Annotated in this window: 16 protein-coding genes; 12 read left to right on the forward strand and 4 right to left on the reverse strand. The window is 53.2% G+C overall.

Annotated features, from left to right (window positions below):
- The first annotated feature begins 52 nt into the window (after nt 1-52).
- The 4 genes from fabA to galE are packed head-to-tail and all read left to right on the forward strand — an operon-like array spanning nt 53 to nt 3,766.
- Nucleotides 53-568, forward strand: coding sequence for a 3-hydroxyacyl-[acyl-carrier-protein] dehydratase FabA (gene fabA / locus QZJ86_RS12970; RefSeq protein WP_301670843.1), 516 nt, complete (start codon nt 53-55; stop codon nt 566-568).
- 10 nt (nt 569-578) lie between these two features.
- Entirely contained in the window at nt 579-1,799 is a 1,221-nt protein-coding gene (fabB, locus tag QZJ86_RS12975; protein ID WP_301670844.1) for a beta-ketoacyl-ACP synthase I, read from the forward strand.
- Between the two features lie 47 nt (nt 1,800-1,846).
- Nucleotides 1,847-2,704 (forward strand): tRNA 2-thiocytidine(32) synthetase TtcA, encoded by an 858-nt coding sequence (gene ttcA / locus QZJ86_RS12980; RefSeq protein WP_301670845.1) that lies wholly within the window; start codon nt 1,847-1,849, stop codon nt 2,702-2,704.
- A 15-nt stretch (nt 2,705-2,719) separates the two neighbouring features.
- The gene (gene galE, locus QZJ86_RS12985) at nt 2,720-3,766 is read left to right on the forward strand and encodes a UDP-glucose 4-epimerase GalE (RefSeq protein ID WP_301670846.1); all 1,047 of its coding nucleotides are present in this window, start codon (nt 2,720-2,722) and stop codon (nt 3,764-3,766) included.
- On the opposite strand, the gene QZJ86_RS12990 is transcribed toward galE, so the two are convergent.
- Nucleotides 3,757-4,830, reverse strand: coding sequence for a diguanylate cyclase (locus QZJ86_RS12990; protein WP_407081617.1), 1,074 nt, complete (start codon nt 4,828-4,830; stop codon nt 3,757-3,759). The genes galE and QZJ86_RS12990 overlap by 10 nt on opposite strands.
- Nucleotides 4,831-5,327: 497 nt before the next feature.
- Between QZJ86_RS12990 and QZJ86_RS12995 the strand changes: the two genes are divergently transcribed.
- The 4 genes from QZJ86_RS12995 to QZJ86_RS13010 all read left to right on the forward strand — a co-directional run bounded on the left by QZJ86_RS12995 (nt 5,328) and on the right by QZJ86_RS13010 (nt 10,796).
- The gene (locus QZJ86_RS12995; protein WP_301670848.1) at nt 5,328-5,816 is read left to right on the forward strand and encodes an RNA polymerase sigma factor; all 489 of its coding nucleotides are present in this window, start codon (nt 5,328-5,330) and stop codon (nt 5,814-5,816) included.
- 57 nt (nt 5,817-5,873) lie between these two features.
- The gene (locus QZJ86_RS13000) at nt 5,874-6,854 is read left to right on the forward strand and encodes a FecR family protein (protein WP_301670849.1); all 981 of its coding nucleotides are present in this window, start codon (nt 5,874-5,876) and stop codon (nt 6,852-6,854) included.
- Between the two features lie 169 nt (nt 6,855-7,023).
- A complete protein-coding gene (locus tag QZJ86_RS13005) occupies nt 7,024-9,417 on the forward strand; it encodes a TonB-dependent siderophore receptor (protein ID WP_301670850.1) in 2,394 nt (797 codons plus the stop codon).
- An 89-nt stretch (nt 9,418-9,506) separates the two neighbouring features.
- Nucleotides 9,507-10,796 (forward strand): PepSY-associated TM helix domain-containing protein, encoded by a 1,290-nt coding sequence (locus QZJ86_RS13010; protein WP_301670851.1) that lies wholly within the window; start codon nt 9,507-9,509, stop codon nt 10,794-10,796.
- On the opposite strand, the gene acnB is transcribed toward QZJ86_RS13010, so the two are convergent.
- On the reverse strand, nt 10,793-13,351 hold the full coding sequence (gene acnB, locus QZJ86_RS13015; RefSeq protein WP_301670852.1) for a bifunctional aconitate hydratase 2/2-methylisocitrate dehydratase: 2,559 nt from the start codon (nt 13,349-13,351) through the stop codon (nt 10,793-10,795). The genes QZJ86_RS13010 and acnB overlap by 4 nt on opposite strands.
- 64 nt (nt 13,352-13,415) lie before the next feature.
- Entirely contained in the window at nt 13,416-14,426 is a 1,011-nt protein-coding gene (locus QZJ86_RS13020) for an isocitrate/isopropylmalate dehydrogenase family protein (RefSeq protein ID WP_301670853.1), read from the reverse strand.
- A 281-nt stretch (nt 14,427-14,707) separates the two neighbouring features.
- On the opposite strand from QZJ86_RS13020, the gene QZJ86_RS13025 reads away from it, so the two are divergent.
- The 3 genes from QZJ86_RS13025 to QZJ86_RS13035 all read left to right on the forward strand — a co-directional run bounded on the left by QZJ86_RS13025 (nt 14,708) and on the right by QZJ86_RS13035 (nt 18,516).
- Nucleotides 14,708-15,622 (forward strand): ABC transporter ATP-binding protein, encoded by a 915-nt coding sequence (locus QZJ86_RS13025; protein ID WP_301670854.1) that lies wholly within the window; start codon nt 14,708-14,710, stop codon nt 15,620-15,622.
- Nucleotides 15,619-16,914, forward strand: a complete 1,296-nt coding sequence (locus QZJ86_RS13030; protein ID WP_301670855.1) for a hypothetical protein — start codon at nt 15,619-15,621, stop codon at nt 16,912-16,914. The genes QZJ86_RS13025 and QZJ86_RS13030 overlap by 4 nt, the downstream gene beginning before the upstream one ends.
- A gap of 174 nt (nt 16,915-17,088) precedes the next feature.
- Entirely contained in the window at nt 17,089-18,516 is a 1,428-nt protein-coding gene (locus QZJ86_RS13035; protein WP_301670856.1) for an alkaline phosphatase D family protein, read from the forward strand.
- A gap of 138 nt (nt 18,517-18,654) precedes the next feature.
- Here the strand turns inward: QZJ86_RS13035 and ftsH are convergent, their stop codons facing one another.
- Entirely contained in the window at nt 18,655-20,586 is a 1,932-nt protein-coding gene (ftsH, locus tag QZJ86_RS13040; protein ID WP_301670857.1) for an ATP-dependent zinc metalloprotease FtsH, read from the reverse strand.
- 368 nt (nt 20,587-20,954) lie between these two features.
- On the opposite strand from ftsH, the gene QZJ86_RS13045 reads away from it, so the two are divergent.
- Nucleotides 20,955-21,656, forward strand: coding sequence for a hypothetical protein (locus QZJ86_RS13045; protein WP_301670858.1), 702 nt, complete (start codon nt 20,955-20,957; stop codon nt 21,654-21,656).
- Nucleotides 21,657-21,848: the final 192 nt, after the last annotated feature.

Here is a 21,848-nt window from a genome sequence, read left to right on the forward strand (position 1 = left end):
ATTATTGGATAATGCCGCAGTTTTTGAACCCACTCACCAGGTAAGAATTAAAATGGAGAAGCAGCACAGTTTCACGCGCGAAGAATTATTGATGTCCGGCCGAGGCGAGTTATACGGTCCGGCCAACGCGCAGCTACCGCTTCCCAATATGCTGATGATGGACCGCATCGTCCACATTTCCGATGAAGGCGGCAAATACGGAAAAGGCGAAATTATCGCCGAATTGGACATCACCCCGGAATTATGGTTTTTCGACTGCCATTTTCAAGGCGACCCGGTCATGCCCGGCTGCTTGGGCCTGGATGCGATGTGGCAATTGGTCGGCTTCTATTTGTGCTGGTTAGGCGGTCCCGGCAAAGGTCGGGCGCTAGGCTGCGGCGAAGTCAAATTCACCGGACAGGTATTGCCCACGGCTAAAAAAGTGACCTACAAAATCGACTTGAAACGCGTGATTTTACGCAAGCTGGTGATGGGCATCGCCGATGCCACCATGGAAGTCGACGGCAAACAAATCTACGAAGCTACCGATTTACGGGTCGGCTTATTCACTTCCACCCAAGATTTCTAAGGAAACCATCATGAGACGCGCGGTTGTAACAGGTTTAGGGATAGTTTCCAGCATCGGCAATAATCGGGACGAAGTGGTCGAATCGTTGAGAACGGGCCGTTCCGGTATCGTGCATGCCGATACTTATCAAGAGCTTGGTTTCAGAAGCCATGTGCATGGTCCGATCAACATCGATCTGGACGAAATGATCGATCGTAAAATCAAACGCTTCATGGGCGACGGCGCCGCATACAATTATCTGGCGATGGAACAAGCCATCGCCGATTCCGGCCTGGAAGACAGCCAGGTTTCCAATTTCCGCACCGGTTTGGTGATGGGCTCCGGCGGCCCTTCGACGTCCAATTTAGTAGAAGCGGCCGATATTCTGCGCTCCAAAGGCGTAAAAAAAGTCGGCCCTTACATGGTGCCCAGAGCGATGTCCAGCACCAACACTGCTTGCCTGGCCACACCGTTCAAAATCAAAGGCGTCAATTACACCATTAGCTCGGCTTGCGCGACCAGCGCCCATTGTATCGGCCATGCGATGGAATTGATCCAACTGAACAAACAGGACGTGGTGTTCGCCGGCGGCGGCGAAGAACTGCATTGGACCATGTCGGTGCTGTTCGATGCGATGGGCGCCCTGTCCTCCAAATACAACGACACCCCGGCCACTGCCTCGCGTCCTTACGACGAAACCCGCGACGGTTTCGTGATTTCCGGCGGCGGCGGCGTGCTGGTGATCGAAGAACTGGAACACGCCAAAGCGCGCGGCGCGAAAATTTACGGCGAGTTGGTCGGTTATGGCGCCACCTCCGACGGTTACGACATGGTGCAACCGTCCGGTGAAGGCGCTGTGCGTTGCATGCAACAAGCCATGGCCACGGTAAGCGATAAAATCGATTACATCAATGCCCACGGCACCAGCACCCCGGTTGGCGACACCCGCGAGCTGGAAGCATTGCGCGCGGTATTTGGCGCGGACGGCGTACCCGCGGTCAGTTCCACCAAATCCTTGACCGGCCATGCCTTGGGCGCGGCCGGCGTCAACGAAGCCATTTACTCGCTGCTGATGATGCAGGAAAACTTCTTGAGCGCCTCCGCCAACATCACTCAGCTCGATCCTGGCGCGGCCGGCATTCCAATTGTTAGAGAATATCGGGATAACGTGACGCTAAACACCATCATGTCCAACAGCTTCGGTTTCGGCGGCACCAACGCCACGCTGATTTTCCAACGCTACAACGGCTAATTTCTAGCGCGGTTGGAGCCCAGGCTCCAGCCGCCTCGCCAATATCCATGTCCGATCCAGAACAAAAATCCCGCACCCAATTCAACAAGCTGCAAAAACGCCTACGGCGTAGTGTTGGCGAGGCAATTGCCGATTTCAACATGATCGAACCTGACGACAAGATCATGGTCTGTCTGTCCGGCGGCAAAGACTCTTATACGATGCTGGACATTTTGCTGAATTTGCAGAAAACCGCGCCGGTTCATTTCGAGATCATCGCCGTCAATCTGGATCAAAAACAGCCGGGTTTTCCGGAACATGTATTGCCGGAATATCTGCAGTCGATAGGCGTGCCCTACCACATCATCGAGCACGATACCTATAGCATCGTCAAACGCATCATCCCGGAAGGCCAAACCACTTGCAGCCTGTGCTCAAGGCTGCGGCGCGGTACGCTGTACGGTTTCGCCAAGGAACATAAGATCACCAAGATCGCCCTCGGCCATCACCGCGACGACATCATCGAAACCTTTTTTCTAAACATGTTCTACGCCGGCAAGCTGAAAGCCATGCCGCCGAAACTGCTCAGCGACGATAAACAAAACATCGTGATTCGGCCCTTGGCTTATTGCCGGGAAAAAGACATCAACCGCTTCGCGGCTTTCAAGCAGTTTCCGATCATCCCTTGCAATCTGTGCGGCTCGCAAGAAAACCTGCAGCGCAAGGCGATGAAACAGATGTTGAACGGCTGGGATAAACAGTTTCCGGGCCGCATCGAAACCATTTTCGCCAGCCTGCAAAACATCGCGCCTTCGCAAATGGCCGACACCAGCTTGTTTGATTTTGCCGGCCTGCGCCGCGACCCCGAATCGGCCCTGCCGCGAGTCGTCTCTGCCGAAGCTGGACTGGACATCCTTGAACGCTAACCATGGAATGCTACGATGACACAGACGATTTTAGTAACGGGCGGTACCGGTTTTATCGGTAGCCATACCTGCGTAGAACTTTTGAACAATGGCTTTGAGGTCATCGTTGTCGACAATCTCAGTAACAGTAAAATCGAATCACTCCGGCGCATAGAAACCATCACCTCACAAAAGCCCGGTTTCTATCAGGCCGACATTACCGACCAAGCCGCAATACGCAACATTTTCCAAGCCCATAAAATCGATGCAGTGATCCATTTCGCGGGTTTGAAAGCCGTCGGCGAATCCTGCCAGCAACCCTTGAGTTATTACCGTAACAACATCTACGGCACCCTGGCATTGCTGGAAGTGATGGCGGAATTTTCGGTCAAACGCTTCGTATTCAGTTCGTCGGCCACCGTTTACGGCGACCCGCACAGCGTGCCGATCCTGGAAAGCTTTCCGTTGCAAGCCACCAATCCTTATGGCCGCACCAAGTTGTTCATCGAAGAAATTCTGCGCGACGTCAGCAACGCCGACGCCTTGAACAATAACAGCCAACCCTGGCAGATCGCCATCTTGCGTTATTTCAATCCCATCGGTGCCCATAGCAGCGGGTTGATAGGCGAAGACCCCAACGGCATTCCGAATAATCTGATGCCCTATCTATCGCAAGTCGCCATCGGCAAACTACCGATTCTATCGGTGTTCGGCGATGATTATCCGACCAAGGACGGCACTGGCGTCCGCGATTACATTCATGTCGTGGATCTTGCCCAAGGCCATATCAAGGCACTGGAATATTTATTGGGACAGGACATTGATGCGGCGGTTTGCGATGCCGTCAATCTGGGCACCGGTAACGGATACAGCGTGCTTGAGATGGTCAATACTTTTATCGAAGTGACCGGCCAACCGGTACCTTATAAAATCGCGCCGCGCCGAGCCGGCGACGTGGCGGCCTGTTACGCCGACCCAGGCCAGGCGGCGCAAAAAATGGCTTGGAAAGCCGAACGAACCTTAACACAGATGATGGCCGATGCCTGGCATTGGCAGAAAAAAAATCCTAACGGTTACGCCTGAGCCGGCTCCAAAGCCAACACCAATCCGCCGTGTTCAACACGGTTCCGACCGTTGCGCTTGGCCTCGTATAATGCAGTATCGGCGGCTTGAATCAGTTGCAGAGCGATATCGGGCACTCGTTTTTTCAGCGACCGATTGGGTTGATAGGTTGCCGCACCGATCGAAATAGTCACCGGTATTGATTGATCGGCATGCTCGATTCCCAGATTGGCGATGCTGACCCGAATCCGTTCAGCAATTTCGGCGGCGCTACGCTGATCGCTTTGCGACAATAAAGCCACGAACTCCTCGCCGCCGTAACGCGCCATTACATCGTTATTGCGCAGCTGCTTTTTGATCGCCCCCGCCACTAGCGTCAACACATGATCGCCAGCCTGATGACCGAAACCGTCGTTAATGCGTTTAAAAAAATCGATGTCCAAGAATAAGCACGACAAAGGTTCACGGTCCCGTTGACTGCGATCCAATTCTTCTTCGATACGCTGCTCGAGGAAACGCCTATTGTTCACGCCTGTCAAAGGATCGACCAAACTGGTGCGGCGCATGGTTTCGACATTGAGATTATTTTCCAGGCAAATACCGATCACCGAGGCAATATGCTCGACAAAATCCGTAGCCATACCCTGAATAAAGCGATCGGTCCGATAGCTGCCGAGATTAAGAGAGCCCAGATATTTGTCGCGGCGAATTAACGGTGCTATCACCACTGACGCCGGCTTTTGCAGGCTCGACTCGGAAAAAAACTGTTCGCAAACTGCGGTTTGATAACTGCCGAGAAAAGGCTGGCTGGATAAAACGAAACTGTTTCGCACCTGCAATTCGCTATTAACCAAAAACAAGCCTTCCCGATTTCGGAAACCATAGTTGTCGCTATCCAGATAATCGGCAATTTCGTTTTTAGGGTCGATCAAACACAAACTGACGACATCCAAATCGAATAAGGCCGGCGTTTGGCCGAGAATGAATTCGATCATTTCCGCCAAGGAATTTAACCCTAACAAACGCATCTCGAAGCTTTGTAAACGCTTCAGCGTCAGACTATTGTGTTGGACGCGGTTTAGCATGCCATCCAAGTGACTTTCCAACACACGCAAATCTGTTGTTATATCCTGTTCCAATCGAGACCTCAGCCGCTTGATCAAGCACATAAGACTAGCAGTTTTCACGAAAAAAGTGTGAACCAGTCGATAGCACAAACAGAGTCCATTCGCTTTAAGAAAAACCAGTCATTTCCCCTCGTTAATAAGGCATTTGTCGCACATTCCCAGTTCAGATATTTATCTGCGCCATTAACAGCTGAGCCCGCTGCTGACTTACCGATGCCAGGGTGTCGGCACTCAGAATTCCTGCCGCGTTGCCGCTGACTTGGCATGTCGGCGATTTCCCGATGACCACCAAAGCTATATAACACAGTTTAATTAAATCAGCCGCACTCTCGATCCATCTTCAAACCGCTTAAGCCATTGAATAGGTGTATCAGCCGGAAATCAGGCACGATTCCGGCTAGCTATTGCGAACCATTGAACTTCACGCCGACATGCCCAATCGCCATATTCGCCTCATGGACTTTCTGTTCCAAAGACACAACAAGGAACTGCTGGTGTTCGCCGAACAACGCGCCGGCCGCCAACATGCCGAGGATCTGGTTCAGGATGCTTATCTCAGGCTCTTGCAGCACGGCAACACCGACGCCATCGACAACCATCGCGCCTATCTGTATCGCATCACTGCCAACCTGAGCGGCGACCTGCATAGACGCGGGCAAATCGTCCCTTTTGTCAACGACGAGGAATCGGAAACGGATACCCTAGCCTGTCCGATGCCGCAACCCGATGCGGTCGCCGAAAGCCGGGAACGCCTGCGAATTTGCCTGCGATCCCTGGACAGCCTGCCGGAAATCGTCCGCACCGTGTTCCTGTTGCATCGCGTCGATGGCCTGACGTATACCGAAATCGCCAAGGCTTTCGCGATCCCGCCGCGCACCGTCGAGCGCTATTGCATCAAGGCGCTGGCCCACTGCAGCAAATCCGTCAACCGGGGCTTTGACTAATATCGGCAAATCCCGTCCGGCCGTCGCAGCCGGTTGCGGATGCGATACACTAAAGCCATGAACCGACTCACCCCGCCAATTTCTCCATCGCTGCACGAACAAGCCAGTCATTGGGTGGTCAGACTGCACGCACCCGATTGCTCGGCCAGCGAGCGCCGGGCGTTTCAGGATTGGCTGGCGTTAAGCCCTCGCCATCGCCAGAGCTATCAAAACGCCGAAGCGATTTGGCGAGATTTTAGTAGCGTCGACGCACAACCCGACCCGCGACTGATTGCGGCCAGAAACGGATTACGCCGTGCGCAAATCGCGCGTCGCCGGGCAATCCACGGCAAACGGCTGTCGATAGCCGCCTCGTTACTGATAGCGGCAATAGGCGTGCCGCTGGCCTGGGACTGGATAAACACCGACCGTTATTTGACGCTGAAAGGCCAACGGCAACACATCGCGCTCCGCGATGGCTCGACGATCGAACTCAACAGCAACAGCCAGATACGAGTCCACTACGGCTGGCGCAGCCGCGAAGCGGTGCTGGAACGCGGCGAAGCGTTATTCAACGTGGCGCACGACGAGAGCAAACCATTCGACGTCGTCGCCGGCAATGGCAAGATCCACGACATCGGCACCCGTTTCAACGTGCGTTTGCTAAACAACGCCGTCACGGTCAGTGTGCTGGAAGGCGAAGTCGCCGTTGCCACCGAACATCGGCCTATTCCGCAAAATCTGGCGGCCGGCCAGCAGATTAAATACGATGCTGCTGGCCTAGCATCGTCCGCGCCGACCAGTTTCGACGCCACTACTGTCGCCGCCTGGCGGGAAGGCATGCTGGTATTTAAAAAGACCGCGCTGGCTGAAGTTCTGGAACAGCTGAGCCGTTATCACGACGTCGAACTCAGTGTCGCCGACCCGCAATTGCAAAACCTTAAAGTCAGCGGCGACTTTCCCACCGACGACTTGAATCTTGCCCTCAATGCCATCAGCGCTGCGTTGCCGATCAAGGCTGTTCGAAAAAACGAGCGACTGATCGAATTCGAACGCTGACCACGCCCACATCAATCTCCGCTTCGCGGATACCGTTAGAACTAGCCATTGAATCGTTGTAATCCGCACCTTTTAAATATTTTTAACCCATCGAAAAAAAAGTGGCGCCTTCACCATAGATAACCGCTCTTACTGGGTAGTGAAATCACCACACACCACGGGAGGGCAAATGTATTCACTTTCGAGAACGCTAGTCGGCGGGCTGCTGACCGGCACTGCGCTGGTTGCTGCGGCTCAGGAACCAAGCTATCAGTTGAACATTCCGGCGCAAGCCCTGTCCAGCGCGCTGGACACGCTCAAACAGCAGACCGGCCTGCATCTGTTCTACGCGGAGCAAACGCTAGCCGGCAAAACCAGTGCGGCGCTGCAAGGCACTTATAGCGCCAAACAGGCGATAGCGATTCTGGTCGGCGGCGCCAGTCTGAGTTACACCTTTACTGCCGACAATGCCGTATCGATTAAGCCGCTAGAAGTGAACAGTTTGCCGGCGGTAACTGTCTCCGGACAACGCACTTACGATCCCACCGCCCCCTATAACAAGGACTACTCGGTTCCCAACACCAGTTTCGCCACTAAAACCGACACGCCGATCATGGAGACACCGCTAAACGTGCAGGTGATTCCGAAGGCGGTACTGGATGACAATCAAGCCATAAAACTCGATCAGGCCGTCAAATACGTTAGCGGCGTGACCACCGGTCAGGCTGCAGGAGGCTTGACCGACCAAGTTACCATCCGCGGTTTTTATAACTACAACCTGTTTCGCAACGGCTTTCGTATCGATGCATCGGGCCCTGAAGGCACAAGGAATATGGCAAACGTACAAACCCTGGAAGTATTAAAGGGGCCTGCCGCGATGTTATATGGGCGAGTCGAACCCGGCGGAATGCTGAATATTGTCACTAAAAAACCCTTGGATACCGCCTATTACGCTTTGCAGCAGCAATTCGGCTCTTTTGATTTATTCCGCACCAGTATCGATGCCACTGGGCCGATTACCGAGAATAAGGATTTGTTGTATCGAATGAATATTGCCTTTGAAAAGAGCGGTTCGTTCCGGGAAAACGTGGATTACGACAAACTGTTCGTCGCGCCGGTACTGCAATGGAATATCAGTCCGGATACAACAGCACTTTTAGAACTCGAGTATCGTAAGGAAAACAATGTTTACGATCTTCACTCAAGGCCGTTAATCATCGATGGCACCAGAGCTGATGGTTCTTGGATCAATCCGCGTCTGGCGGATATTCCGCGCGAACGGAATTTGATGGAGGACAACCGCAACCATGTCGAAGACAAGCTGATCGGCTTTAATCTTACCCATAAATTTAACGACGATTGGGTATTGACCGAGCAGTTGAATATCCAATTATTGGACCGAGACCGTTTGGTGATGCTGCCCGGCACGTTGCAAGCCGACCAACGCACATTGAATAGGCGCATCCTCACCAGCGACTTTTTCATAAACGACAGTTATTTCACGACCACCAATTTGACCGGCCATTTCGATACCGGATTTTTGAAACACACCTTGTTGATAGGCGGCGATTATTACCTGCAAGACATGAATTCCGTCGGTTATAGCAGCACGGCCGCGAGTACCATCGACATCTACAACCCCGTTCACACCGGCAATCCGCCCATCGATCCCACGACGCGCGCCAGCCAGTCGTTCCATACAAAAACTGATTTTTACGGCATTTATCTGCAGGACCAAATCAAGCTGCCTTATAACGTCCACGTCATGGGTGGCTTTCGCTATCAAAATGTCGAGCAATACGATGTACTTGCCGGACAAATCGGCCAGAAAGCCGATGCGGTGACGCCGCAGGTTGGCGTTCTTTGGCAGCCGATGAATTGGTTGAGTCTATACGGCAACTACGTCGAAAATTTTGGCGTTACCAACGGTAATCTAACGAGTGATAGATCGTTTTTGCCGCCGGAAACGGCGCAGCAATGGGAAGTGGGCTTTAAAACCGCATTTTTCGATGACCGATTAACCAGTACGGTCGCCTATTACCAATTGACCAAACAAAACATTGCAACTACCGACTTGATCAATCCAAACTTTTCCGTAGCGACTGGCGAAGCGCAAAGCCGGGGCGTTGAAGTGGATGTCAAAGGCGAAATATTGCCGGGATGGAACACCATAGCCACCTACGCGTATACCGAAACCGAAGTCCTTAAAGAAAACAACCCAGATAACATAAGGGTTGGCGGCGGCTTTCGCGGCATTCCCAAACAGACCTCCACGCTGTGGACGACATACGATTTCCAGCAGGAATATCTACGCGGACTCAAGCTTGGGGCGGGTCTGGAACTGGTCAGCGATAAGAAAGCCACTTTCGACAATCACGACTTTAGTTTTGCCGGCTACGGCGTCATCGATCTATTGGCAGCCTACACGCGGAAAGTGGCAAAAACTAATGTGACGTTACAGCTCAACGTGACCAATTTACTGGACAAGGAATATGTCCACGACGGATTTGCGATGCCGTTTCAAACCCGTGCAACCTGGGGCACGCCGCGATCTTTCATGGGTTCGGTCAAGGTCGAGTTTTAACCCGGAACCGGTCTGGGAGGGTGCGCGCGCCGCGCATGCCCACCCGCCGCTTCGTATACCACAGCCAATGCCGTATTATGAAAATCGCCATGAAACCAGCCCCCGAGATTTTTTCGCGAATGGTTGAACTCGCTCCGTCGGCAGTTTCCTCCCGCCGTTTAAACACGCTCAAAGCCCGTCGGAAACGCTGGCTGGCGGTTCATCTTTATCTCGGCTTGAGCGTGGGATTGTTGCTGGCTGTGGTCGGTCTGACCGGCGGACTATTGGTGTTTTATCAGGAAATGCAGGAACTATTAAACCCGGAGCTGTCCGTCGTGTCCTTACCCGCCGAAGAACAACGACATTTACGTTCTTTAGACGACATCGTCGCCGCGGCGGAAAACGCCAAACCGCCAGGTAGTCGTTTTTTTAAGGTGTATTACCCGCGTAAAGCCGAAGTTGCCTATAAATTTTTATATTTCGTCCGGGACGAAAGCCAAACCAATAACGGCGACGGCTACTATATCTTCGTCGACCCCTATACGACTCAAGTCAAGGGCTTGCAGCTCTGGCATCCCAAAGATCGATATTGGGGCCGGCCTTTGGTCAGTTTCATTATGCAATTACATTGGTGTTTGCTGCTGGGTAAAACCGGCGGCACTATCGTCTCGATTCTCGGTGCATTTTCCATTTTATCGGTATTGACCGGAATCATCGTCTGGTGGCCGTTGACCGGTAAATTTAGGCAAGCCCTGACTTTCAAGCGCCATGCGGGATCAGTCAGGTTTAACTTCGATTTACATAAAACCGTCGGCTTTTATTCCGGCATCGTGTTGATACCGGTATTGTTTTCCGGTATCTACATGACGATGCCGGACCGAATAGACGTGTTGATCAAGCCTTTCTCGGCTATCACCCGCCCAAATGCGTACAACGGCATTCCGGAAACGATTGACAGCGCCGCACCCCAAGCCGGACAACAGACGATTAGCTTGGCGCAGGTGGAAACGATAGTGCAGCAAAGCCACCCTGCCGGCCGACTGTGGATGTTGAATGCACCGAAGGACCGACTGGATGTGTTTAGGGTGATGAAACGTGACATCACTGAATTGAGCCAATTTGTCGGCTATCGGGATTTTGCTGTCGACCAATACAGCGGCGAGATTCTGAAAGTCTACGATTCCGGCACAGGCTCGAACGCCGATGTCTTTTACGATTGGCAATGGCCCTTGCACAGTGGTCATGCCTTTGGTTGGCCGGGACGAATCTTGGTATTGCTGGCTGGCCTGGCTTGCCCGGTGCTGTATATCACCGGCGTGATTCGTTGGCTGCAAAAACGGCGTGCGTTTGCACGGAAGACAGTTCCCGAGCGCCGCTCGGGAACTGTCGGTGACGACTAGGCCACTTGCTTGGCCTTGTCCTGATAGCTATCAATTTTATCGAAGTTCAGATAGCGGTAGGTATCCGCGCTGGTTTGTTCGATGCTGGCTGCGTATTGCATATACTCGGCAACCGTCGGAATCTTGCCCAACAGAGAACACACCGCCGCCAATTCTGCCGAAGACAAATAGACATTGGCGCCATTTCCCAAACGATTGGGGAAGTTGCGGGTCGATGTTGAAACAACGGTCGAACCTTCCGCTACCCGCGCCTGGTTGCCCATGCACAAGGAGCAACCGGGCATTTCGGTCCTGGCGCCGACTTTGCCGAAGGTGCCGTAGTAACCTTCTTCGATCAATTGGTTTTGATCCATTTTGGTCGGCGGCGCCACCCACAAACGGGTCGGCAAGGCCCCGGCTTTCTCCAGCAATTTACCGGCGGCGCGGAAGTGGCCGATGTTGGTCATGCAGGAACCGATGAATACTTCGTCGACCTTGGTGCCTGCCACTTCCGACAAGGGTTTGATGTCGTCCGGATCGTTCGGGCACGCCAGCAAAGGCTCGGTGATTTCATTCAAATCGATTTCTATAATCTCTGCGTATTCAGCATCTTTATCCGCTTCCATCAATACCGGGTTCGCCAGCCAATCCTGCATCGACTTGATGCGGCGTTGAATGGTTCTGACATCCCCGTAACCTTCGGCGATCATCCATTTCAGCAGCGTGATGTTGGAGTTCAGATATTCGCGGATCGGCGCTTCGTTGAGTTTGATCGTACAACCGCCGGCGGAACGTTCGGCCGAAGCATCGGACAACTCGAACGCTTGCTCGACTTTCAAATCCGGCAAACCCTCGATTTCCAGAATCCGCCCGGAAAAAACGTTTTTCTTGCCCTGTTTGGCAACGGTCAGCGAGCCGCTTTTCAGAGCCGCATACGGAATCGCGTTCACCAAATCGCGCAGGGTAATGCCGGGTTGCATTTGGCCTTTAAAGCGCACCAATACCGATTCCGGCATATCCAATGGCATCACCCCAGTCGCGGCCGCAAACGCCACCAGACCGGAACCCGCCGGAAAGGAAATACCAATCGGGAAACGGGTATGCGAGTCGCCGCCGGTACCGACGGTATCGGGCAACAACATTCGGTTCAGCCAGGAGTGAATCACGCCATCGCCGGGACGCAGTGATACGCCGCCGCGAGTCATGATAAAGTCCGGCAAGGTGTGCTGCATTTGTACATCCACCGGTTTCGGGTAAGCGGCGGTATGACAGAAGGATTGCATCACCAGATCGGCCGAGAAACCCAAGCAAGCCAGGTCTTTCAGCTCGTCGCGGGTCATCGGTCCAGTGGTATCTTGCGAACCGACCGTGGTCATTTTCGGTTCGCAATAGCTGCCCGGCCTAACACCGGCGACGCCGCACGCTTTACCGACGATTTTTTGCGCGAGGGTAAAACCTTTGCCGCTGTCGTGGGCCACGCCCAAACGACGGAACACAGTCGATGCCGACAAGCCCAAAAACTGCCGAGCACGGTCGGTCAAGCCGCGGCCGATGATCAACGGAATCCTGCCGCCGGCACGGACTTCGTCGAAGATCACTTCGGTTTTTAATGCAAACTCGCAGATTACTTCATCCGTACCGTGGCGTTTGACCACGCCTTGATAGGGATAAATGTCGATCACATCGCCCATCGCCATGCCGGTGACGTCGCATTCGATAGGCAATGCGCCGGAATCTTCCATGGTATTAAAAAAGATCGGGGCAATCTTGCCGCCGATACAGACGCCGCCGCCGCGTTTGTTCGGGATGAACGGAATGTCGTTGCCCATGAACCACAGCACCGAGTTGGTCGCCGATTTACGCGAAGAACCGGTGCCGACCACGTCGCCGACGTAGGCGACCGGGAAACCCTTGGCCTTCAGTTCGGTGATTTGCTGCTCGGCGTTGGTGATACCGTCGCGCGGCATTTTCAGCATGGCTTTGGCGTGCAACGGAATATCCGGCCGCGACCAGGCATCCGGCGCCGGCGACAGATCGTCGGTATTGGTTTCGCCGCTGACTTTGAACACCGTCACGGTCAGTTTTTCCGGTACTTCCGGTTTAGCGGTGAACCATTCGGCATCGGCCCAGGATTGCAGTACCTGTTTGGCGTAAGCATTGCCGGCTTCGGCTTTTTCTTGCACATCATGGAAAGCATCGAATATCAGCAGGATTTGCGACAGTGCTTTGGCGGCGATTGGCGCCAAAGTCGTATGATCGAGCAGTTCGATCAACGGCGCGACGTTGTAACCGCCAAGCATGGTACCCAGCAGTTCGGTCGCTTTTTCCGGGGTCAGCAAAGGCGAAGTTGCCTGGCCTTTAGCAACGGCGGTCAGGAAACCGGCTTTGACATAAGCCGCTTCGTCGACGCCGGCCGGAATCCGGTTTGCCAGTAAATCCAGCAAAAAGGCATCCTCTCCCGCAGGCGGTTGTTTCAACAATTCAACCAGCGCCGCAACCTGCTCGGCATCCAGCGGTTTAGGCACCACGCCTTCGGCGGCGCGTTCGGCTACATGTTGTCGGTATTGTTCTAACATATGAGTATCCAATAATGAATGTGGATTGGCATGGTGTGAATGCTTCAGTACAAGCAAACCTGGCTCAAGCCATGGCGTCCACGATCGCCTGCCCCATTTCCTGGGTGCCATATTTGCTACCCGGATTTAAATCCGGCGTTACATACACACCTTCGTTGACGACTTTTTCGATGGCGTTTTGCATCCGGATAGCGGCTTCGTGTTCGCCCAAATGGTTCAACATCATCACGCCAGCCATCATTACCGCGGTTGGGTTGGCGATATTTTTACCGGCGATGTCCGGCGCGCTGCCATGCACCGCTTCGAACAGCGCCGCATCGCTACCGATGTTGGCACCGGGAATCAGGCCGAGGCCACCCACCAGACCGGCGGTCAAATCGGACAGAATATCGCCGAACATATTAGTGGTTACCACCACATCGAATTGCTCCGGTTTCATCACCATATGCATGCAGGCCGCGTCGATGATTTTTTCGTCGAATTCGATATCCGGATATTTAGCCGCCACTTCGCGAGCCGCTCTCAGGAACAAGCCCTGGGTATATTTCAAGATATTGGCCTTATGGCAGACCGTGACTTTTTTACGGTCGTTGTCGATCGCATATTTGAACGCATACTCGACGATTCGTTCCGAACCCGCTTTGGTGACCACCGCCAAGCTCTCGGCGATGTCTTTCGCGGGCGTCAGATAATGTTCCAGACCGACATAAAGACCTTCGGTATTCTCCCGGACGATGACGATATCGACATCGTCGTAGCGGGTTTTCACGCCTTTCCAGCTTTTCGCCGGACGGACGTTGGCGTAGAGATCGTATTGTTTGCGCAGTTCGACGTTGATACTTCTAAAGCCTTCCCCCACCATCGTGGTCAGCGGGCCTTTATATGCCACTCTGGTTTGAGCGATGGATTCCATGGTCGCGTCCGGCAGCGGCGTACCGGTTCTTTCATAGGCCGACATGCCGGCGTCCGCCTCATGCCAGTGAATTTTCGCGCCCGAAGCATTGACCACCGCCACTGCCGCGTCCATGATCGAAGGACCGATACCATCACCCTTAATCAACGTGACGTTATGCATTCATATCTCCTGCTTTATGTTTAAAAAATGATCGGTAATCATACACAGTTTCGGCGCATTCCGCACCGGCGGCAGCGCCGGCGATCTGGTTTCGCGCGGTGTAAAATACCCGAAGTTAATGGCATTCCCGGCTGCCAGCGCGGCCATGCCAAATGGAAACGCACAAACCATCCAGCAAAATTTATACCGTCTCGTTTTAACGTATCGCGAAAGCAAAAAAGCGGTATGATCGGGCCCGACAACCTTTTTGTTAATCGTTTAAAAAACCGCCTCGCCCAGCCATGATCACCGTCGACAAGCTGATTTTCGAATACCCAGGTCTGCGCGCCTTGGACGATGTATCGTTCAAAATCGCCGCCGGTAGCATTACCGCGTTGGTCGGCCCTAACGGCGCCGGCAAAACCACACTGTTGCGCTGCATGGCGGCCTTGGATCAGCCGGTCAGTGGCGCGATCAATATCGGCGGCATCGACGTGTTGGAACAGCCGCGCGCCTGCCATCGCATTATCGGCTATTTATCTGATTTTTTTGGACTCTATCAACGTTTGACGGTACGGCAATGCCTACATTACGTGGCCCGCGCCCAAGGTATCGCCGAAACCGATTGCGCAGCAGCGATTGCCGATGTCAGCCGGCGTTTGCATATCCAGGATCGCCTGGAAAACAGTCCGTCCGAGCTATCGCGCGGCCTACGCCAGCGAGTGGCCATCGCCCAGGCCATCATCCACAAGCCGCCGGTGGTGTTACTCGACGAACCGGCTTCCGGTCTGGATCCGGAAGCCCGCCACGAACTGGCCGAGCTATTTTTGGACTTGCAAGCCCAAGGCATGACGCTGTTGGTGTCCTCGCACATTCTGGCCGAACTGGAAGCCTACAGCACCGATATGCTGGTGTTGCGCCAAGGCCGGATCGTCGAACAGGTCGCGGTAAAAGCGCCATCGCTGGTCAAACCGTTTAAATTATTACTCGCTAAACCGGTGGAAAACCTGCTCCGGCTCCTACAATCCCTACCCGACGTTAAGGTGCTAAATAGCGACGACAAACAGCAAGCCTTATTGCAAATAGACGGCGACACCGGGCAACAACATCAAATATTAAAAGCCCTGATGGCTATGGATTTACCGGTCTGCGAATTCGCCCCGGCCGCCAGCAATCTACAAGACGCTTATTTACAAACCATTCGCCACGCCTCATGAATCTAAATCCCGAATTTGAACGCCAGCTGATTTTGGAATGCTCGCAAGCCCGGCTGGTCGGCGCGCCGGCGATATTGGGCGCTGTGTTTACCTTGACTTATTTTATGGACGATTACCGGCTGGGCAACTTGACCGCGCAAGCCGCGTTGACCTTGTTCATGCTGATCACGCTGCTGTGGGGCACTCGGCAAAGCCTGGACAGCATCGTCGAGGAATACCGGGACCGCACCTGGGATACTCAACGCCTGTCAGCTCTCGGCCCGTGGCAAATGAGTTGGGGCAAACTGCTCGGTAGCACCAGCATGGTCTGGTACTGCGCCGGCATCTGCTTGCTGGTCTATGCACTAGCTACCGACCATCCGGCCGCCCTGCCCTTGCTGTTTTTTTATGCGATAGGCACGGCATTGCTGGTGCAAAGCGCGGGCCTGCTGCTGGGCTTGCTGGCCGTACAACGCGGCCAACTAAAGACCGGCTCTATCCTGGCACTGGCTTTGGTGGGTTTTATTATCATTGCGCCGCAGTTGACGGATGTATCCAGCGTATCGAGTTATTTACCCGGCGTGGCCCAAACCCGTTTTTGGTACAGCATGGCGGTGGACGCGCAGAATTTGCACCAATTCAGTCTGCTTGCCGCTGTATTCTGGTGCATGACAGGCAATTATCGTCTGTTGGCGCAAGACTTGGGATTGCGAAATTTGCCTTGGGCCTGGCTGGGATTTACGCTGTTTTTGATCGTCTATTTGGGCGGCTTTATTCCCAGCTCCAGTTATTCGTTCTCGTTGGCCGCCTTTGCGGTTTGCAGCGTGCTGACCTACATCGGGGTAATCGTCGAGCGCCACGAACCGATGCGCATCAAACGCTTGCTGGAATATTGGCGGCAAGCCAACTGGCAGCGGGTTGGCGAGGAATTGCCGCTGAGCGCCTTGAGTTTTACGCTAAGCCTGCCATTTGCAATCTTTCTGAGTTTCCGCGAACAGCAATTTGCCTGGCTAGATATTTCCCTGCACGCCTACCCGTTGGCCGTTGCCTTACTGGTGCTGCGCGATTGCGCCTTGTATCTGTGCTTTTGTTACGGCAAAAACCCGCAACGCGCTTTTAGCCTCAGCTTGCTGTCTGCCGCGCTACTGTATGGCGTGCTACCCGGTCTGTTCAGTGCGATCGGCATGACCGGTATCTCGGCGTTGTTTTTTCCGCTGTGGGCCGATTCCGCATTTGGCGCCTTGATCTGCGCGGCATTGCAATGCGCATTGATTTTAAGCCTGCTTTATCAACGCTGGCGACAAAGTATTTAACACCAACCGAACCGACCTGCCTGTTAGCAAACTATTCTTGCCTAAACCAGGCAGAATGAAGAAAAACCAGAGGTATGAAGAAAATGGACTTTATAAAAATTTAAAAAATTGTGTAAGCGGTAACTTGTCAGTTGAATAAATTAATCGTTCGTAGCTCACGATGGAGACTAACAAATGACTATCACTTTAGGCCCCATCATCGGCCACACCACCGACACTTCGGCAAAAATCTGGATACGCGGCGCGAAAGGCCCCAATCACGCCAGTCGCGAGTTTTGTTATGGCGCTTTCGATTTGTACGAGGGCGCAAAGCTCGTAGCGTCGAAGTATTGCTTTTTAAAGGACTATTACGATTTTACCGGAGTAGTGAATTTCGATGGTCTAAAAGCCAATACCGCTTATCGGCTGGAATGCGGCCTGGTTTATAAACGCGATGCACAAGCGCCGGCTACCGATGTTCCTGTTCAGGGACCAGCCGTGAATAGCGCAGAAAAAGTCGGCACCACATTTAAAACCCACCGGCCCAGCAACGATACCACGCTGAATTTTGTGTTTGGTTCCTGCCGCTATTTGTATTGGGACAATTTTGTTTTGAACGATGCTGAAAAAGGCGACAAGACCTTCCGCTCTATTTTCAATCTGCATCAACAAAATCCGCTTGATTTCTTTTTGGCGGTCGGCGATCAGGTGTACGCCGACCCATTGAACAAATTGCACGAATATTCCAACTTCGACGAATTATGCGAGATTTATCGCAAGTCGTTCAAGTTGACCAATATCCGCGAGTTGATGAGTAGCGTGCCTACTTACATGATTCTGGACGACCATGAAATTCGTAACGACTGGTCGAAAAACCAGATGCGCGACGAGAACGGCGGTTTTTTCGCGACGCGGATGCGGGCTTACGCCTCTTACCAGCATCTGCATAACCCTGATACTCCTAACGGCCAGTTTTGGTACAGCTTCGACAAGGGGCCGTTTCCGTTTTTCGTGATGGACACCCGCACCTTGCGGATTAGCGAAGCAAGCAGCATCGAAGGTAAAACCATGCTCGGCCGTGAGCAGCTGAATGCGTTTCTGGATTGGCTGCACCAAAACCGCCATGCTCCGGTGAAGTTTGTAGTATCCAGCGTACCTTTCTTCCCGGACCCTAAGCCTATGAAAGGCAGCGAAGACAAATGGGCTGGCTTTAACGACGAACGCAGCATGATCCTGGAATTCATTCGCGTGGAAGGGATTAGCGACGTGGTGTTTTTGTCCGGCGACGTGCACAACTCCAGTTTTGCACGGATGCGTTGCTACCAGGACCCACAGTTTTTGTTGACCTCGTTGGTATCATCGCCATTTTATTGGCCCTACCCGCACGAAAGCCAAAGCGACTTTTACGGCGGCAAGACGCTGGAATTCATGCAGTGGTCGGATGGTACCCGTCGGCTCCGCGACCGCGTCGAATACCGCTACGAAGGCGAAGGCTTTATCGGCGACGAGAGCTTCACCCGAGTGTCGGTGGATATTGGCAAGGGCAAGCCTTGGTGTAGCGCGGAGATTTTTGATCGGAAGGGTCGGAAGTTTCCCGATTATCCAAATCCGTTTTTGTTTTAAGGATCACCTAAAAATTTCTTCTCCCTCAGAGCAATTTGTTTTATATACCCTCATCCTAACCATCTCCCGGAGGGAGAAGGGACTGTCGACTTTAAGACTGTCAAGATTGGTTACAGCGTCGGAGCCAAGCACGGCGGTTTACTTCCCACCGCCAATCAAAGCTACCATCTCCTCCCGCTGAATCACCTCTTTCTCCTGCAACAGCTCAGCCAGCTTATCCAAATAACCGCGTTTTTCGCTCAATATCTTTTGCGCCCGGCGTTCGGCGTCTTCGATTAGCGCCTTGATTTCGGCATCGACAACACGGGCGGTTTCTTCGCTGTAGTTGCGTTGTTCGGACATGTCGCCAGGCAGAAATTGCAGTTGCTGGCGTTGGCCGTAGATTAACGGTCCGAGTTTTTTGCTCATACCCAGATAACAAACCATGTTGCGGGCGATTTCGCTGGCTTTTTCCAGGTCGTTTTGGGCGCCGGTGGAGACGCTTTGCAGAGCCAGTTGTTCGGCGACGCGGCCACCGAGCAGGATCGCCAGTTGGTCTTTCAATTCGGTTTCAGTGGACAAGTATTTTTCCTCGACCGGCAGTTGCAAGGTAAAACCCAGCGCCGAAACGCCGCGCGGGATGATCGAGATTTTGTGCACCGGCTGGCCGGTGGGCACGTTTTCCGCGACCAGCGCGTGTCCGGCTTCGTGGTAGGCCACCCTGCGTTTTTCCTCGGGGCCAAGGATGCGGTTTTTCTTTTCCGGGCCTGCCATCACTCTATCGATGGCAGCCTCGAAATCGGCCATATTGACGGTGTCGCGGCCACTGCGCGCAGCCATGATCGCCGCTTCGTTGGCGATGTTGGACAGATCGGCGCCGACGAAACCGGGGGTACGTTTGGCGACGGTGCTTAGGTCAATGTCTTTGTCCAATTGCATGGCTTTGCTATGCAATTTCAGGATTTCGATACGGTCGTGCAAATCCGGTTTGTCGACGACGATTTGCCTGTCGAAGCGGCCGGCACGCAGCAAGGCTTTATCCAAAATTTCCGGACGGTTGGTCGCAGCCATCACCACCACGCCGGAGGTGGCATCGAAGCCGTCCATTTCGGTCAATAACTGGTTTAGGGTTTGTTCACGTTCGTCGTTGCCGCCCATGATGGCCGGGCCGCCGCGCGAACGGCCAATCGCATCCAGTTCGTCGATGAAGATGATGCACGGGGCTTTTTGCCTGGCTTGTTCGAACAAATCCCGCACCCGCGCCGCGCCGATACCGACGAACATTTCGATAAATTCCGAGGCACTAATGTTAAAGAACGGCACCCCGGCTTCGCCGGACACCGCGCGGGCCAACAGGGTTTTACCGGTGCCCGGCGAGCCGACCAGCAACACGCCTTTCGGCATCCGCCCGCCCAGCTTTTGCAGTTTTTCGGGGGATTTTAAAAACTCGATGGTTTCCTTCAACTCCTGTTTGGCACTCTCAGCGCCGGCCACGTCGTCGAAAGTGGTTTTGGAGGTTTCCTGCTGGATACGGATTTTATTACCCAAGTTAAGAAAGCCGCGCCCTGCGCCGCCGGTCATTTTCGGCAATAGCCACATCCAGATACCGGCAAATATCGCGATGGGAATCACCCAGTTGAACAGCAAATTGCTCAGCCAGTTATCTCCGCTTCTGACCACATACTCGACTTTGTGCTCTTGCAGATTTTTAACCAGCGACTCGTCCCACAACGGTATCGTGAAGAAGTGCTTGCCGATTTTTTTGTCTTCTTCTTTTAACGTGCCGTTGATGAAGCGTTGGGTGACGACGGCATTTTCGATTTTATTGTCGTTAACCAAGGTTAAAAACTGGCTGTAGGGAATTTCCTGGCCCTGAATGCGCTCGCCGCCGGCAAATAAGGACAACACGAAAATGCCCAGCAGCACATACAACCAGAGCCGCGAAGGTTTCGTTTCAGAGCCTTCCGGTTTGCTGGCATCCGGCTGAGGTTTAGCCAAAGACTGCCATGTCGACTTGAGCCAAGCCCATATCGTGCATAACAAATCGATTAGAGCTTGATAAAGCTCGGTCAGTTTTTGTTTATCTATCATGGCGCGTTGCCCCCGCTGTATTTTTTGTGGGTTTACTCTACGCTAGTTTTACCAGATTTTATCGACTAATCAATCGCCACCAAGATAACGGATAAATGACAAGCGCTGTAGCCACTCAATCGCATGGCTATTTGGCTAAAACCCAAAAATTGCCTTCAAGATGAGGGGATTTTTAACCATTCGCTAAAATCAAATTTGCATCCAAATTTTCGGATATTTGGTACATCAGGATAAACCGTGATATTGCACAACCTGACTATCAATTGAGTTGCTGTTTAGGCGTAATTGCTATTTAATGATACCGATAACAACAACCAGGACGCATACGTCCCGCAACTCATTTTTCCCAACCTTGAAGGAGGGACAAAATGCCAAACTCACTGAGCAAGTTGCTCTTTAGTGTATTCAAAGATCCGGTGGAACAGGTCGGCATCGCGCTGCCATCGGCAGCCTTGGTCGCGGTGTTTTTCAGTTACCGAGAGCAGATCCATCCGGCCTTACGGCACTTGCCGGACCCTTTCGCCGCCAGCACCGCCGGCGCGGTGATTTTTTTAGTGTTGACGCTGGCAGTCACCATCATTATCAAAAGACTCTCGCACGATATACTCAACAGCCTGTACGACCGGCTTTACCGCGACCGCAAACGCCGTAAGGAAGTCAGTTGGTATCGGCGCGCTCAAAACCTCGCGCTATCCACCAACGACCCCTTACTCAGCAAATACTGCGAAGCGCTAGACCGGCTGCGGGACAACAATAACCCGGTCGTCGCCCAAGTCGATGCGCTGCAAATCCAATCCAAATTGGCGCGCAGCCTGACCTTGATATTGGCGATCTTTAGTTTGGTATTGTTGAGCAAACATCTGTTTTTACTGGCCCTGGTCTGCAGTGTTGTCACTGCGCTGATGCTAAGCAGTTTTCTAAAGGACCGCTGGACAGCATCGGAATTGGTTTATCGGGCGCTTTACGAAACGTATTACCGGCAGGAACGCCGACGCCCGATATGGGCATCGCCGATTTTTCATGCCAATAAAACCACATCCCGGCCGCGCGATATAGAGTCAATCAGTTAGCGTACTCCCTACCGGAATACGATGCGTATTTCAGGCTAGAGGATAGTCCGACATGGCCGGTTATCGCACCGGCTCGCCGAGATCGTGCGCGCGAAGGCACCGAGAACAAATACTAGACCGGCTGGTTAGCCGGGTATATTATCCGGCTACTGAGCCACACCAGAGACCTTGCTGATCCGTTGGATCATTACA

This window comes from Methylomonas montana (assembly GCF_030490285.1).
In the GTDB taxonomy this organism is placed as follows: domain Bacteria; phylum Pseudomonadota; class Gammaproteobacteria; order Methylococcales; family Methylomonadaceae; genus Methylomonas; species Methylomonas montana.